The following is a 15,689-nucleotide window of genomic DNA, read 5'->3' as shown; positions in this document are numbered from 1 at the left end:
CGACGGTAGGCAGCGGACAGCGGCCACTCCATCCCGTCCACCGGGGGTCTGCGACGCGCCGGATTCCCCACATTTCAGGGATAGGCGGGTCCGGTACGGCGGCGCATACTGAGCCCATGTGGGAGGGCCGGGCGCGAGCCGCGCGCCGGGACATCGCGGCACTGGCGACGTCCGGACTGGGCGTCCCGGAACTGCATGCCGCCGCGATCGACGTGGTCGAGCAGGTCGTCGGCAGTGAGCTGACCTGCTGGGCGGCGATGGATCCGGGCACGCTGGTGATCAGCTCGATGACGAGCGGCCGCGACCACATTCCAGCCGAGTACGAACCCACGCTGGCCGAGACCGAGTACGCCGGCACCGTGCCGAACTCGTTCGCCGACCTGGCCCGCCGCCCGTACCCGGTGGCGCGGTTGTCCGACCTGCCGTACCGCGAGGTCGTCGGGCACCGGCGGCTGAACGAGATCTGGCGGCCGCTCGGGATCGAGCACGAGGTGCGGGCCGCGTTCACTGTGGACGGCGACTGCTGGGGAGCGGCCGGATTCGTCCGGAGTGGTCCCGAGTTCAGCGACCGCGAGGTCGAGTTCCTCGGCTCGGTGGCGCCGGCGATCGGTGCGGCGACCCGGGTGGCGGTGCGGACCGATGCCCACGGCTACAAGGGCGGGGCCGGACCGTCGATCGTGGTGACCGGACCGAGCGGTGAGCCACGAGCTATCACCGCCGCCGCGCAGACCTGGCAGGACGAGCTCAACGAGATCGCACCCGGGCGGTTCAACACCCTCCTGCGTGCCGTGGTGACCGGGACTCGGGCAGCCGGGACGTTCCAGGCGAGGGTGCAGACCGCGAGCGGTGGCTGGGTGGTGCTGCAGGGCAGCCGGCTGATCAGTGGCGACGACCAGTCAGAGGTCGTCGTCACGATCGAACCGGCCGGTGGTCATCACCTGGTCGGTATGCTGCTCGCGGCGTACGGACTGACCACTCGCGAGCGCGAAGTCTGCCTCGAAGTCATCTCGGGCCACAGCACCACAGAGATCGCCGACCGGCTGTCGATCTCTCCGCACACGATCCAGGACCACCTGAAGTCGGCGTTCGCCAAAGTTGGTGTCCGCAGCCGTGGCGAGCTCGTCGCGACGCTGCGCCCTGATGACCTGACGCTCTGATCAAGTGGTGAGGGTGCGGTCGCCCGGCTGCCAGTGGAACGTGATGACGTCGGTGACCGGATCGCCGGGCTGTAGTCGCCCGTCCGACCCGTCGATGATCCGGCGAGGCGTCGTGATCGCCATGGTGAGGGCCTCGGGCAACGAGAAGGCGGCGGCCGCCCAGGCGACGCCGTCCACGAGTGGCGCGGCCGCTCCGGCCAGGTACGGCGTACCGCTGACGAGTAGACGCCCGTCGTCGGTGAGCTCCACTTCGCCGCCGACGGTCGACGAGTAGGTGCCCGGTGGACGGCCGCCGGTCGCCACCGAGTCGGACACCAGGAAGGACCGGTCCAGGCCCTTCGCGCGGACCATCGCCACGAACGTGTCCACGGGGAGATGGTGGCCATCGGCAATGAACCCGGCGCTCAGCCGGTCCTCGGCCAGCTGTGCCCACAGGTAGTTCGGATGGCGCGGCAACTGGGCGTGCGCGCCGTTGCCCAGATGGGTGGACAGCGTCGCGCCGGCCTCGGCCGCGGCACGGATCTGCGCGCCGTCCGCGTGCGTGTGCCCGACCGCCACTCGGATGCCGGTGGCAACGACTTCCGCGATGAAGTCGGTGCTGTCAGGCCAATGCGGCGACACGGTGATCAGGCCGACGAGTCCGTCCGACACGTCCTGGCACAGCTCCAACTCGGCCAGGTCGGGTGGGCGGACGAAAGCCGCGTCGTGGGCGCCGCGCGGACCGTCCTGATCCGAGATGTGCGGACCCTCGAGATGCACGAACGGAACGGCAGCCGCGACCTCGGCGTCCTGCCGCCTCGCCTCGGCCACGATCCCGAGAGCACGACGGTAGCGCTCCGGGCTCGCCGTGATCAGCGTGGGCACGAAGACCGTGACTCCGACCCGCCGCAGGGCCTCCCGCAGACCGCGGACCGTGTCCACGGACAGATCGTCGCCGTTCAGGTCGTACCCGGCGTACCCGTTGACCTGCAGGTCGACGAGTCCCCGGGTGATCCACGGCAGGTCCGCATCGCCTGGCGCTCGCTCGATGCGGGAAACCAGGCCGTCGGCGTACTCGAGGTGGAGGGTCTCCCCCGACCACGGGTCCCGGCCGGACAACCTGTCTACAGCCACCGCACCCGCTCCCGGAACCTGCCGATGAAGGCCGCGTTCGCCTCGTCGCCTCCCGGCGCGTTGCCGCTGCGCCACACCGGCGGCACGACGTCGTGCTCGATCAGCCGCTCGATCGTGGCCAGCACCATCGTGTTGAGCGTGAACGCGTTGGCGAAGGTGGAGACAGCGGCGACCCGCTCGGGCATCCCCGCGACCTCGATCACCGCGTCCCCGATGGGGACCTTGGTGTCCACGGCAACGTCGACGACCTCGTGCAGATTCGCACCGGACGGATGCCGGGCTGGATGCGCCTTAGCCGTCTGGTCGGCGTGGTCACGGGAACTCACGCCGATCGTCCGCACGCCGCGCTCGCGCGCGGTCAGGGCCGCGTCGATGAGCGCCGCGTTGATCCCGTAGGCGTTCACCAGCAGCAACAGATCGTCCGGGCCGAGCCCGGCGTTCTCGATCACGATCCGACCGTAACCCGGCGTGCGCTCGACGGCCATCGAACGCAGCGCGCCGTTCGACAGCAAGGTGCCCTCGTCGAGGATCGCGGAGACGTGCATCAGGCCGCCGGCCCGGAAGAAGATCTCCTGGGCGGCCAGGTTCGAGTGCCCGCCCGGTCCGTACACCTGGATCAGCCGATCGGCGGCGACCTGCTCGGCCATCAACTGGGCGGCGGCCGCGATGGACTCGCCTTCCTCCGCCTCGATCCGCCCGAGCAACGCCGTGATCGCGGTCAGGTACTCACTCATCGGGACTGGCCTCCTGATCGAGATACAGCCGGGCCCGGGGATGCGTCCGCAGCGCACTCGCCGGAACGTCGGGATCCACCGGACCGTGCAGCGTCCGCCGTACGGCGTCCTGTTTCGCCGGACCGGACACCATGCAGAAGATCTCGCGCGCCGACAGCAGGCACGGAACCGTCAGCGTCCAGGCATGGGTGGGTACGTCGTCCAGCGACGCGAACAGCCCTTCGTCCACCTGCTGCCGGCGGCTGGTCTCGTCGAGTGCAACCACCTGCACAACGTCGGTGGTGGTGAAGTCGGCGGGCGGTTCGTTGAACGCGAGGTGCCCGTTGACGCCGATCCCGGCCAGCACGATGTCGATCGGCGCGGCCGCGACCAGCGCTGCGTAGCGAGCGGCCTCGGTGGCCGGATCCGCGCCGCCCTCCGGATCGATCACGGTGAGCGGCGCCGGGGCGGTGAAGTGCCGGCTCAGCCACCGGCCGAAGCGTTGCTCCGCAGCGGCCGGCAGCCCGACGTACTCGTCCATGTGGAATGCCTCGACCCGTGACCAGTCGATGCCCTCGGCAACGGACAGCGCGGCCAGCGTGTGCTGCTGGCTCGGCGCCGCCGCGAGGACCAGCCGGGCCGAGCCCTGCGCCTGGATGATCCGGCGCAGGGACTCGGCCGCGGCCGCCGCTGCCGCCGCCCCGACGGCTGCGGGATCCGGAAGTGTCTCCACCTCCAGCTTGTCGACGATCATCAAGACGCGGAAACCAGCCGGCTGTGCTGCTCACCCAGGCCGTCGGCCCATACGCGCACGACATCGCCCTTGCGCAGGAACCGCGGCGGCTTCTGGCCAGCCCCGACGCCGGCCGGCGTGCCGGTGCTGATCACGTCGCCCGGGTAGAGCGTCATGTACTGCGAGATGTAGTGCACCAGGTGCGCGACGCCGAAGATCATGTTCGCCGTCGAGCCGTCCTGCAGTACGTCGCTGTTGACGTCCAGGCCGAGCTTGATCGCCTGCGGATCGGGGACCTCGTCGGCGGTCAGGATCCACGGACCCAGCGGGCAGAAGGTCGCCGCATTCTTACCCTTGTCCCACTGGCCGCCGCGCTCCAGCTGGAAGTGCCGCTCCGACACGTCGTTGGCCAGCACGTAGCCGGCGACATGCTCCAGCGCATCCGCCTCGCTGTCGAGGTAGGCCGCCGTCCGTCCGATCACGACGCCGAGCTCGACCTCCCAGTCGGTCTTCTCGCTGCCGCGCGGGATGACGATGTCGTCGCGGGCGCCGACCACGGTGTCCGGTGCCTTCATGAACAGGATCGGCTCGGCCGGCGCCGCCTGGCCGCCCTCGGCCGCGTGGTCGGCGTAGTTCAGCCCGACACAGACGATCTTGCCGGGGCTGAGCGGCGCGGCGAGCCGTACGTCGTCCAGCGCGGCAGTCGTCCCCACGTCGGCGAGGGCCGCGGTGGCGCGCTCCCGGAGCCCGGCCGGGTCGAACGCTCCGGGCTCACCGGCCAGCGTCACCACCCGGTCGTCCTCGGTCAGTACGGCGTCACGCAGACCGTCGTCGGTGTGGACGCGTAGCAATCTCACTGATTCCTCCATGCGGCTTGTCTGGCCCAGTTCAGGTACGCAACTCCCAGCGCGTGGGAGCCTTGCGTCATTTCCAGCTGTGTGGCGTCGTACACCCGCAGCGACTGCTCGTAGATCAGCGGGTCCTGCTCAGCGTACGGACACCAGCGGGCGCATTGCACGGCGTTGCCCGGGACGGCAGTGCCCTTGCCGTCGATGACGAACCACACCTCGGTCTCCGACCGGATGATTCGCTGGGTGAAGGTCGCCGCGATCCGCTCCACGTCCGTGGCCAGGTCGGAGTCGATCCCCGCGTCGTACGCCGCGTGCATGAACTCAGTGCTGATGGCCGCGTGGCTGATGTCCTCGTACTGCCGTTGCCGGGGGTACGACGGCGTGTACTCCGAGATCCCCGAGGTGCTGGAGAACCCGGCATACAGCTGGCTGTACGGCGGCCAGTAGGTCCACAGGTACGCACCCTCAGCGGTCAGTTGGAGGCCGGCGCGGAAGGCCTGGATCAGTTGCTCGACCTTGGTGCGATAGGCCTGCCGATGGGTCGCGCGGTACAGCTCGACCAGAACCGCCCCGAGGGCATGGCTCTGGTTGTACGGCTGGATGGTGCCGTCCCATGGGATCGGCGCGCCCTTGGCCCAGACGTAGTTGCCGGTCCCGTCCGCGGGAGCGACGTACTCGCTGTCGTGGAACTCCAGCGCAGCGGTGGCCGCGGCGAGCAACTGCTTGGCGGTCTTCATCCGGCCGCCGCGACGCAGCTTGGGATTCTCGAACACCATCCGCGCGAACCTGGCCAGCGGATACGCGATCATCCCGGTGTGGACGGCGAAGACGTAGTGGTCGGACGTGAACGTGATCGTGGCCGGAGCCGGTGCCGGAGCCGCGCCAGGTGCGGACCGGAGGTCAGCCGCCGTCCACCGCAACGATGGCGTGAAGGCCTTGTTGACCGCGGTCACCACGTACGTCGGAGCAGCCGGGTCCAGTGAGACGCCAGGCAGGGTGACCGTGGTCTTCTGGTACGGGTTGCGCAGGATCAGGTCGAACAGCGTGCCGGCGACGTTCGTCACCTCGACGGTCGACTCGGCCGCCCTGGCCCAGGCCCAGCGGACCTCGACAGCAGGTGTCCCGTTGCCGTCGGGGACGACTCCACGGGCCACGGTGTAGTTGCCGGCGGTCCGCCAGACCGGCCCGGACCGACCGAGGTAGTCAGTGACTCCGCGGGCGTGGTCGGTCGTCGCCATCAGGTGCCGGGCGCGGTCCTCGAACGTGCGCAGGTAGCGCTCGTCCTGATAGGTCTCGTACATCCGCAGCAGGCCGAGCAGGAAGTAGGACTCACCCCAGGCGTAGACACCCTCCTCGTTGTCCTGCGGGTCGGTTGCCAGGTACGCCGTCTGCGCGGCGTCGAAGGCTTCGGGTGAGTCGTAGTCCAGTGGGTCGGCAGACGCCGGAAGGGCTGGGAGACCGGTCCAGGCGGCGACTCCGGTGGCGGCGGTACCGAGGAAGAGCGTGCGACGGCTGACGGGCGGGTTCAACATGATGCCTCACTGGGGTGGACGGGAAAGGCGGGAACCACACGGGGGCGGGCGGACGTGGCGACTCAGCCTTTGACCGCACCGCCCATGCTGTTGAGGATGCGTTTCTGCAGGAACAGGAAGACCATCACGACCGGGACCAGTGAGATCACCGTGCCCGCGGCCAATCCGCGGACGTCGGTCCCGCTGACTCCGCTCAGGTACGCGATACCGAGCGCGATCGGGAACTTGGACTGACTGGTCAGCGTGACCAGCGGCCAGATGAAGCTGTTCCAGACCGAGACGAAGCCCAGGATCGCCAGCACGGCCAGAGTGGGGGCGACGATCGGCACCGCGATCCGCCAGAAGATGGCGAACTCGTTCGCACCGTCCATCCGGGCCGCCTCGACGATCTCGTCCGGGATCTGCGAGAACGCCTGGCGGAGCAGGAAGATCCCGAGCGACGAGAGGATGGCCGGCAGGATCACCGACGCGAACGTGTCGGTCAGTCCCAGCTGGCTCATCACCAGGAAGCGCGGGATCAGCATCAGCTCACCGGGCAGGAACATGATCGACAGGAACAGCATGAAGAACACGCCGCGGCCGCGGAACGCGATCCGGGCCAGCGGATAGGCGGTGAGCGCAGAGACCACCAGGTAGATCGGGACCGTGATCCCCACGTAGATCAGTGAGTTCAGCAGGAACCGGGCGTACGGGATCGTCGTCCACGCCTCCCGGAACCAGTCGGCGACCGGCGGCCGCGGGATCAGGTCCGGAGGGAAGCCGAACACGTCCTGGCTGGCCGGTTTGGTGGCCGAGCTCAGCAGGATCAGGAACGGGCCGATGAACAGCGCCGCCACCGCGATCAGCAGAACGTACAGCCCGATCCGCCGTAGCTTGCGCCGGGACGTCCCGGCGGGCGTGGCCTGTGTCGTGGGCGGACCGACGCGTGGCAACTGTCCGGCGCGCCGGGCCAGCCGGCTCCGGGTCGCCATCAGCCGTCCCTCCGCCGGGTCACGACCAGGTTGAAGCCGGCCAGGACGATCATGATCGCCCACAGCAGCAGGCCGACGGCGCTCGCATAGCCCATGTCGTAGTCCTCGAAGGCCTTCGACCAGATGTAGTAGCCGAGGGTGAGTGTGGAGTCGAGCGGACCCCCGCGGGTCAGCACGTAGACGGACTCGAAGGCGCGCATCGCCTCGAGCATGCTGAGGATCAGCGTGACCGCGAACGTCGGCCGCAGCGACGGGACGATGACGTGTCTGAGCCGCTGCCAACTGTTGGCGCCGTCGATCCTGGCCGCCTCGACCTGATCGGGCGGGACCGCCTGCAGTCCGGCCAGATAGATCATCATGAACAGGCCTGCGTTCTTCCATGCCTCCAGCAGCACAACTGTCGGCAGCGCCCAGTGCCGGTCGAGCAGGAAGTCGATCGGACCCGCCCCGACCAGGCTGAGCACCCAGTTGATGACGCCCTCGCGGTTGAAGACGTACCGCCAGGCGACCGCCACCGCGACCATCGACGTGATGACCGGCAGGTAGTAGAGCATCCGGAACGCCTGGATCGCGCGCAGCTTCAGGTTCACCAGCATCGCCAGGAACAGCGGGGCCACCACGGTCAGCGGCAGGAACATCACCACGAACAGCAGCGAGTTGCGCAGCGCGATCCAGACCCGGGGGTCGTCCAGCAGCCGGGAGAAGTTGTCCAGCCCGGAGAACCGGACCGGGCTGACGATGTTGTAGTCGGAGAAGGCCAGCTGGATCGCGATCACCGCCGGCCAGGCGAACATCGCGGCGTACATCAGCAGCCCGGGCAGCATGAACGCGTACGGCGTGTACCAGTGCTGACCGACCACGCGGCCCCTGAGACCCGGCATACCTTCCGCCTCTCGTGTCTGAAACCTGGCTTTCAGATTCGCGGTTATGCGGAACCGTAGCTCACCACATCCGCCGCCGGAAGCATTAATTGGCAGGAATTTTGGAAGTCATCGGTTGACGTCGGCCAATCGATGGCAAACACTGTGATGTCTGTAAGCACCGTTTAGGACACACATCCCCGAGGAGCTCGCGATGGCGCGACGCACACGATCCATGCTGAGGGGCCGCTTGGTCCCTACCGTCGCGATGGTTCTGGCCTTGCCGCTGGCCTTGGCCGACTGCGTCTCCGGCAGTCCGGCCGGCGGGGACGAGCCGGAGCAGCAGTCCAGCGACGCCTACTCCGGTGACGTCGAGTGGTGGACCATCAACCTGCAGAAGAACTACGGGCCGGACATCCAGAAGTGGATCGACGCCTACCAGAAGGAACACCCGAAGGTGTCGATCAAGTGGGTCGACGTACCGGGTCAGGACATCACCACCAAGCTGCTGGCCGCGATCGCCAGCGGCAAGGTGCCGGACGTCGTCAACTTCACCTCCGACACCACCGGCCTCTTCGCCGGCTCGATGGCCGACCTGAACTCCCTGCTCAGCAAGGACGACGTCGCCGCCTACCTGCCGAACCTGGCCGATCCGCTGGTTGCCGACGGCAAGCGGATCGCCCTGCCCTGGTACAACGGCGGCACCACGCTGGCGTTCTACAACAAGGATCTGCTGGCCAAGGCCGGCTTCGACCCGGCCAAGCCGCCGAAGACGTACGACGACGCACTCGCGCTGGCCAAGACGTACCACGACGGCAGCGGCAAGTCCGCGACCAACTTCATGGCCTACTCGAACGTGGTCCAGGCCGACGGCATCTCGATGCTGTCGGAGGACGGCAAGAAGGCCGCCTTCAACACGCCGGACGCACTGGCGCTGCTGGAAAAGTTCAAGACCCCGTTCAGCTCCGGCGCGATCGCCCCGGGCAGCCTCAGCGAGAACCAGCGTGACCTGCCCCAGTCGCTGGAGAACAAGCTGATCGCGTTCAACCCGGCCGCTACGTCGAGCACGCTGCTCAACGTCCAGAAGAATGCTCCGGCGGTCTACCAGTCGATCGTCGTGGGCCCGCCGGCGGCCGGTGCCGATGGCAAGTTCTACATGCCCGGCCAGCAGGTGATGGGTGTCCCGGCCAAGTCGGACAACCAGGCCGCGGCGGCCGCGTGGCTCAAGTACGTCACCGCGCCCGAGCAGCAGCTCGCGCTGTGCAAGCTGGTGCCGATCTACCCGTCGGCGGTGAAGGCGCTGGAGGACCCGTTCTTCACCGACATCAAGGGAACGACGCCGGCCGACCAGGCCCGCAAGACCCTACTGGACACGTTCAAGAACAGCGTGGACGCGTCGATGGGCTCGGGCAACGACGAGCAGTTGCGGAAGCTGTTCGACGATCAGATCCGGGCGTACATGTCCGGGACCAAGTCCGCCAAGGACGCGCTGGACGCTGCCGAGAAGGCGTGGAACGAGACCCTCGCGAAGGGCAAGTGAGTTGACGCTCGGGCCGGACAAACCAGTGAGCCGCAGAATCGAAAGGTCGGTGGGTTGGTGAGCAACGGGGTGCGGATCGGGATCGTCGGCGCCGGGATCATGGGGCGGGGCAATGCCTTGTCCCTGTCCGGGCTGCCGGAGGTCGAGGTCACCGCGGTGACCAGTCGTTCGGCGGACTCCGCCGAGCGGCTGGCCGACGAGATCGAGGGGCGCGGTGCACCGCGGCCGGCGATCCACTCCGACCTGGAGGCCGTGCTGGCCGACAAGTCGGTGGATGCGGTCGTCCTGACCACGCCGGATCATCTGCACGGCGAGATGATGGTCCGGGCCGCCGAGGCCGGGAAGCACATCCTGGTCGAGAAGCCGCTGACCACGTCCGTCGCCGAGGCGGACGCGGCGGTGAAGGCGATCCGCGAGAGCGGTGTGGTCGCGATGTGCCTGTTCAACCACCGCTGGGTGCCCGCCTACGCGCAGGCCTACGACCTGCTCGCGGATCTCGGTGACGGAGCGGTCGCCTACGCCCGCAAGGACGACACGATCTTCGTCCCGACCGAGATGCTGTCCTGGGCCGACCGGACGACCTGCGCCTGGTTCCTGTCCAGCCACGACATCGACCTCGTCTCGTGGCTGCTGCGCGACCAGGTCCGCCGCGTCTACGCGACCGCCCGGTGGGGCAAGCTCCGGTCGCTCGGCATCAACACCCCGGACGCGATCCAGATCCAGGCCGAGTACTCGCGCGGAGCGGTGGCGACGTTCGAGTCGGCGTGGATCTACCCGAACACCTTCCCGACCGTGGTCGACTCCTACGTCACCGTCGTCGCCGACGGCGGCGTGGTCCAACTGGACCGGCAGAAGGAGAGCGTCGTCGTGGCCCGTCCGGACAGCTACAGCTACCCGAGGAACATGCTGCAACGGGTGATGCACGGTATCCCGGCCGGCGCGTACGCCGACGCGATCGCGCACTGGGTCACCTGCTGCCGCACCGGCCAGCAGCCGCTGATCACCATCGAGAGCAGCCGGAACGTGACCGCCGTACTGGAGGCCGCGCACACCTCGATCGAGACCCGGCAGCCGGTCGACGTCTCGATGCTCGCTGACCCAGGGAACGCATGAACGCCACCACAGGCCCCGAGAAGCCACGGCACATCGACGGCCGGATCAACCGGATCGGGACCGACGACCTGATCAAGGCGTTCGGCTCCCCACCTGGCGTCCAGGACGTCGGTGCGCTGCGTGCCTTCGTCGCGGGCAGGCTCCGGCGGCCGGCTTGGCCGCTGCGGGAGTGGACCAACGCGATCCGCTCCACCTCCGCGGCGGACGACGTACTCACCGCGGCCGCTCCGCTGCTGACCGGAGTGGAGGTGACCGGGCGCGAGCGCGGGCGGTCACAGCGGTATGGCTTCCACTACCTGGGCTGGCTGTCACCCGGTGTCCAGGCGTGGAGGTTGACCGGCGACGACCGATATCTGCGCGCGTTCGAGCAGCACCTCGAGGACTGGGTCGAGCAGCGTGACTCGGTGACCGGCGAGTGGCCGGGTCTCGATGTCATCTGGTACTCGCTCGGCACGTGGGCGCGCTGCCGGAATCTCCTGCCCACGCTGGAGGTTCTGACCGACTCCCCGCTGTCCGACCGTGCTTGGGCCAGTCTCGTCGCCACGCTGGTCGGTGGAGCCCGCTGGGCGTACGACGAGCATGACGTCTTCCGCCATGGGAACTGGCAACTGGTGTGTGCGACTGAGCTGCTGCACATCAGCGTCGTTCTGCCCGATCTGGTTGAGGCCAGGAGTTGGGCGGAGCGGGCGCGTGAGCGCATCGACGAACATCTGCTGCTGGATGTCTACGGAGACGGCGGCCACTACGAGCGCTCCCCCGGCTATCACAAGATGTGCCTGACCGCTCTGCAGACGGCGGCTCTGCTCGACGCGGAGGTGGCGGCGCACCCGAAGGTTGCCGCCATGCACCAGTGGTTGTGCGAGCTGGTCTCCCCCGGCGGCTGGATCCCACATCTGCAGGACAGCGGCATCGAGTGGCCGGCCACGTCATTGCTGCGTGGCAGCTACGTGCTCGACAACCCAGTGCTGGCGCGGATCGCCGCACAGTGGCTGTCTGCTGAGGACTTCGCGGTCGAGGCGGCGGCGCTACCGGCTTGGGACGACGCGGACAGGCAGCAGCGCTGGCTGGACGCGGTCGCCACTGCACGGGAAGCGGTGGTGCCAGCTCTACCGCAGCACACCGTGCTGGCCGACACCGGCTATGTGATCCTGCGCAGCGACGATCTGCGGGCCGTGATCAACTACGGACCGCACATCGAGCACGAGCTCGAGTCGCACTCGCACCGCGCCGTGCTCGACCTGGTGCTGGAGGGCTGGCAGCGGCCGCTGCTGTGGGAGGCCGGTGGTCCGCCGAGCTATGACGATCCGGACTACCTGACCTGGTACCAGTCCGGTCGGGGTCACAACACCGTGCTTGTCGACGACCAGGAGCTGAGCACGGATCGCGGCGTACAGGTCGATCCGCTGGTCGACACCGGGCAGGTCGCGGTCTTCTCCGGACACCACCACGGCAACGTCGTACCGCAGTCGCGGACCATCGCGATGGTCCGCGAGGAGCCTGCCGTCCTGGTCGTCTCCGACCACAGCGCCGCCGGGGAGCACACCTTCCGCGCCCACTGGCACACCCTCAGCCCGTGGCAGCAGGTCGGTCCCCTCGCGTACGACGCTTCTGCCGCGGAGGGACCGGGGTTGCTTCTGATCGAGGCTGGCGATCCCTCGACCACGACGGTCGAGACGTCTGAGGGGGTCGCCCGGCGTCCGCTCGTCGACAAGCAGGTCGCGGAGTACGGGCCGCTCTACTCGCTCGGGCTGACGCGCGACAGCGGGATGTTCACCACGGTTCTCCTCCCGCATGCGGGAGCGCAGGTGCCGGAGGTCGCGGTCACCGGTGACGACGAAGAGTTGACGATCGACCACGGTGACATCGTCGACCGGGTGAGCGCGTCGACCTGGGTCCGGACCACGTCCGGAAGGTTGTCCTGGGCAACTGGTTGGCGGACTCGCGGGCTCCTTGACCTGCTGCGCACCTCCGAAGACGTGGACGTCTCGGCAACAGTCGTCGACGGGGTCCTGAGCCTCGAGGTGACCTGCTCCGGGCGTTGCGGGCTGTGGATCCGGCCGCTTGGTGACGTTCGCCTCGACGGCGTACTCGTCACCGCGGAGAGCGATGGCGACGGCTGGGCGCACCTCACCCTGCCGTACGCCGGGCGCTGGACGGTCGATGGGGCTCGCCATGACTGACGATGCCACCACCGGATGGTTCGACGCGCGCATCGTGACCGGTGCGCACCCGTCGTCCCTGGTGCCGTCCACCGACCGCGACGCGATCGCCGCTCACCTCGACACCTACGCGATGTCAGGCGCTCTGGTCAGCGCGATGGCGTCTTGGCTGCATGACCCGCTGGGCGGCAACGCCGAGGCGACCGCGGTGGCCAACAGCCTCTCCGACCGTGGTGTGTTGGCCTGCTGGACCGCCGTTCCCACCACACCGGGCGAGCTGGACTCGCTCGACAAGCTGGTCGCTCAGGCACTGGCCGAAGGCGTCGCGGCGTTCCGGATCCATCCTCATTCGCACGGGTACGCACCAGATGCCTTGCTGGATCTCTATGCAGCACTCGAGGGCGGCGGACTGCCGCTCTGCGTCGACGCCGCGGAGATCGGCTGGACGGACCTGGACACGATCGCGACTCGCTTTCCGATGCTGCCGATCGTCTTGTCGAATCTCGGCTATCGCCAGTTGCGCAGGCTGTGGTCGGCGCTGCGCGACCACGACAACCTCTCGGTCGATCTCGTCGACTTCGCCGCGCATCAAGCCGTGGAGTGGCTCGCTGCGGAAGGGTTGAGCGATCGGCTCCTGTTCGCAACCGGCCTCGGAGTGCGTGATCCGGGCGAGAGCATCGTTCGCCTCGCGTGGTCCGGGCTCGACGACGAGACGGTCACCCGAATCGGTGCAGGTAACGCACAGCGGTTGTTCGCGGCGGGAGGACTCTCATGATCGGACGCCAGCCGCAGCACCGGGTCGTCGACGTCCACGCGCACCTGGGGCCGTACTCGCTGTTCTACATCCCCGATCCCGACGCCGCGACGATGGTGTCGGTGATGGACCGGACCGGGACCGAGGTCACCGTGGTCGCCGCGAACCGTGCGATCCAGCAGGACGCGCACCTCGGCAACAGCCACTCCCTCGCCGCTGTCGACGCCCACCCGGGCCGGATCGCGGCGTACGCGGTCATCAACCCGTGGCAGGACCCGGAGCGCGAGCTCGAGCGGCTCGCCGCCGACGAGCGGTTCGTCGGCATCAAGGTGCATCCGTCCCTGCACAAGTACCCGGTCACCGGCGCCCGATACGCCGCCGTGTGGGCGTTCGCCGAGGAGACCGGTTGCCCGGTGCTCAGTCATTCCGAGCATCGATCGGCGTACGACGCTCCATCGCTCTTCGAGGCGGTCGCGGCGAAGTACCCGCGGGCGCCGATCATCCTCGGGCACGCGGGCATCACGCCGGCCGGGGTGGACGAGGCGATCGAGGCCGCGGCCCGGTACGAATCGCTCTGGCTGGAGGTGTGCGGTTCGCAGATGACGGGCCCGCTGATCCAGGAAATGATCGATCGGGTCGGTAGCCGGCGGGTCCTGTTCGGCTCCGACTTTCCCTTCATCGACCAGCGGATGTCGCTCGGCCGGGTGGTGTGCGCCCCACTGACGGACGGTCAACGCCAAGATGTTCTCAGCGGGAATGCCCGCAGACTGTTCCGGTGGCGCCCGCTGCCGGGAGGGACGGGAGAGGACGTCGATGAGTGAGGAAGTCAGAGCGGCAGAGCCGGCGAACGGTGATCGCCTGCCCGCGGTGACCGTCGGGCTCTTCGGCCCGCGCAAGCTGGTGCGGATGATGTCCGAGGTGGCGATCGACGTCGCCCTGCGGCCGCAGAACCGGGTCCGGTTCGTCCCCGGCGGGTACGACGACCCCGGTGAGGCCGAGGAGCGTTACCTGCGACTGCGAGACCGGATCGACTCGGCCGTGTTCCCTGGGCCGTGGGTGTTCGACCTGGCCACCGACGGGCACTGGCTGACGGTCCCGTCGACGCACCTCCCCCTGACTGGCGCCGCGCTGTACGCCGCTCTGCTCCGGGCGTCACTGACGATCGAGGGCGTCGACCTCAGCCGGGTGAGCATCGACTCGCTGTCCGCAGCCGACGTCGAGGAGGCGTACGGCGAGATCGGCCTCGACACCGCCAAGGTCTACGACATCCCGTACGAGGGACCAGAGTCGGTCGCGGGATTCGCCGCCTTCCACCGGGAGAAGTGGGAGCAGCAACACACCACAGTCGCACTGACCACGATCCTGGCGGTCGAGCGCGAGTTGCGGACCCAAGGCATCCCGGTGCTGCGGGTCGCCCCGACACGAGCAAGCGTGCGGGACGCCCTGGAGACCGCGGTGCTGCTCGGGCAGGGCACCCGGATGGGCGCACACCAACTCGCGATGATCGCCGTCCAGCTGATCCCGACCGGCACGTCTCGCGCCGAGTCGGGTGACTACTGGCAACAGGAGCTCGCGCTGCTGACGCACCAGAAGCTGCTGTCGGAGGCACGTCAGGTCGGCGCGTCGGTGGCGCGCCGGTCGGACACGCTGTTCCTCGTCACCACGACCCACGGTGCGTTGGTCCGGCTGACCGAGCAGTTCACCGTCGCTCCATTCCTGAGTGCGCTGACGGCGCAGCTCGGCGTACCTGTTGCCGTTGGTGCCGGTGCGGGACAGACGGCGCGAGCTGCCGAGGCCAACGCGTTGATGGCGGTCGAGGACTCGGTCAACGCCGGCGGCAAGGTCGCGGTGTACCTCGACGACGCGAATGTGCGGACCGATCTCGCGCCGGGTCCGGCGGTCACCGAGACCGCGCCGCAGGACAGTACGCCGTCGATCGATCCGCGCGCGCTCGAGATCGTCACCTCGATCGCTGCCGCGACCACACCGGTGGCCGGCCAGCAGGTGGTCGTCGACGTCGAGAGCGTCGCGGACATCATGCAGGTCACACCGCGGACCGGCCGCCGGATGCTGAAGGAGCTGGTCGAGGCCGGCTTGGCCTGGCCGGTGCCGCCGGCCCGTTCGACCGGCGGCGGCCGTCCCCGCCAGCAGTTCCGGCTGCTCACCGAGAAACTCGACTGATCCGCCCCCCTT

Annotated in this window: 14 protein-coding genes; 7 read left to right on the top strand and 7 right to left on the bottom strand. The window is 68.7% G+C overall.

The window, feature by feature from the left end; translation table 11 throughout:
• Window positions 1–116 precede the first annotated feature (116 nt).
• Window positions 117–1,157, top strand: a complete 1,041-nt coding sequence (locus E0H75_RS11665; RefSeq protein ID WP_131513519.1) for a helix-turn-helix transcriptional regulator — start codon at window positions 117–119, stop codon at window positions 1,155–1,157.
• On the opposite strand, the gene E0H75_RS11660 is transcribed toward E0H75_RS11665, so the two are convergent.
• From E0H75_RS11660 to E0H75_RS11630, 7 genes are all read right to left on the bottom strand, one after another.
• A complete protein-coding gene (locus E0H75_RS11660) occupies window positions 1,158–2,270 on the bottom strand; it encodes an N-acetylglucosamine-6-phosphate deacetylase (RefSeq protein ID WP_131513518.1) in 1,113 nt (370 codons plus the stop codon).
• Entirely contained in the window at window positions 2,261–3,004 is a 744-nt protein-coding gene (locus E0H75_RS11655) for a sugar isomerase domain-containing protein (RefSeq protein ID WP_131513517.1), read from the bottom strand. Before E0H75_RS11655 ends, E0H75_RS11660 begins: the two co-directional genes overlap by 10 nt.
• A complete protein-coding gene (locus E0H75_RS11650; RefSeq protein ID WP_131513516.1) occupies window positions 2,997–3,737 on the bottom strand; it encodes a 6-phosphogluconolactonase in 741 nt (246 codons plus the stop codon). Before E0H75_RS11650 ends, E0H75_RS11655 begins: the two co-directional genes overlap by 8 nt.
• Window positions 3,737–4,573: a fumarylacetoacetate hydrolase family protein gene (locus tag E0H75_RS11645; RefSeq protein ID WP_238162968.1), complete on the bottom strand. Its 837-nt coding sequence runs from the start codon at window positions 4,571–4,573 to the stop codon at window positions 3,737–3,739. Before E0H75_RS11645 ends, E0H75_RS11650 begins: the two co-directional genes overlap by 1 nt.
• A complete protein-coding gene (locus tag E0H75_RS11640; protein ID WP_131513514.1) occupies window positions 4,570–6,099 on the bottom strand; it encodes an AGE family epimerase/isomerase in 1,530 nt (509 codons plus the stop codon). Before E0H75_RS11640 ends, E0H75_RS11645 begins: the two co-directional genes overlap by 4 nt.
• Window positions 6,100–6,161: 62 nt before the next feature.
• Window positions 6,162–7,070: a carbohydrate ABC transporter permease gene (locus tag E0H75_RS11635; RefSeq protein ID WP_131513513.1), complete on the bottom strand. Its 909-nt coding sequence runs from the start codon at window positions 7,068–7,070 to the stop codon at window positions 6,162–6,164.
• Complete coding sequence (locus E0H75_RS11630; protein WP_131513512.1) at window positions 7,070–7,951, bottom strand: carbohydrate ABC transporter permease; 882 nt, start codon at window positions 7,949–7,951, stop codon at window positions 7,070–7,072. Before E0H75_RS11630 ends, E0H75_RS11635 begins: the two co-directional genes overlap by 1 nt.
• 247 nt (window positions 7,952–8,198) lie before the next feature.
• Between E0H75_RS11630 and E0H75_RS11625 the strand changes: the two genes are divergently transcribed.
• Genes E0H75_RS11625 through E0H75_RS11600 form a run of 6 tightly spaced genes read left to right on the top strand, consistent with a single transcriptional unit; the run spans window position 8,199 to window position 15,677 of the window.
• Window positions 8,199–9,470, top strand: a complete 1,272-nt coding sequence (locus E0H75_RS11625) for an ABC transporter substrate-binding protein (protein WP_165553648.1) — start codon at window positions 8,199–8,201, stop codon at window positions 9,468–9,470.
• A 57-nt stretch (window positions 9,471–9,527) separates the two neighbouring features.
• Window positions 9,528–10,583, top strand: coding sequence for a Gfo/Idh/MocA family protein (locus E0H75_RS11620; RefSeq protein WP_238162967.1), 1,056 nt, complete (start codon window positions 9,528–9,530; stop codon window positions 10,581–10,583).
• The gene (locus tag E0H75_RS11615; protein ID WP_131513510.1) at window positions 10,580–12,763 is read left to right on the top strand and encodes a heparinase II/III family protein; all 2,184 of its coding nucleotides are present in this window, start codon (window positions 10,580–10,582) and stop codon (window positions 12,761–12,763) included. Before E0H75_RS11620 ends, E0H75_RS11615 begins: the two co-directional genes overlap by 4 nt.
• The gene (locus E0H75_RS11610; protein ID WP_165553646.1) at window positions 12,756–13,517 is read left to right on the top strand and encodes an amidohydrolase family protein; all 762 of its coding nucleotides are present in this window, start codon (window positions 12,756–12,758) and stop codon (window positions 13,515–13,517) included. Before E0H75_RS11615 ends, E0H75_RS11610 begins: the two co-directional genes overlap by 8 nt.
• Complete coding sequence (locus E0H75_RS11605) at window positions 13,514–14,317, top strand: amidohydrolase family protein (RefSeq protein WP_131513508.1); 804 nt, start codon at window positions 13,514–13,516, stop codon at window positions 14,315–14,317. The genes E0H75_RS11610 and E0H75_RS11605 overlap by 4 nt, the downstream gene beginning before the upstream one ends.
• Window positions 14,310–15,677 (top strand): transcriptional regulator, encoded by a 1,368-nt coding sequence (locus E0H75_RS11600; protein WP_131513507.1) that lies wholly within the window; start codon window positions 14,310–14,312, stop codon window positions 15,675–15,677. The genes E0H75_RS11605 and E0H75_RS11600 overlap by 8 nt, the downstream gene beginning before the upstream one ends.
• The last annotated feature ends 12 nt before the right edge of the window (window positions 15,678–15,689 follow it).

It is taken from the genome of Kribbella capetownensis (assembly GCF_004331485.1).
Lineage (GTDB): Bacteria > Actinomycetota > Actinomycetes > Propionibacteriales > Kribbellaceae > Kribbella > Kribbella capetownensis.
Note: the sequence above shows the minus strand (reverse complement) of the source record. Positions and strands in the feature narration are given on the sequence as shown.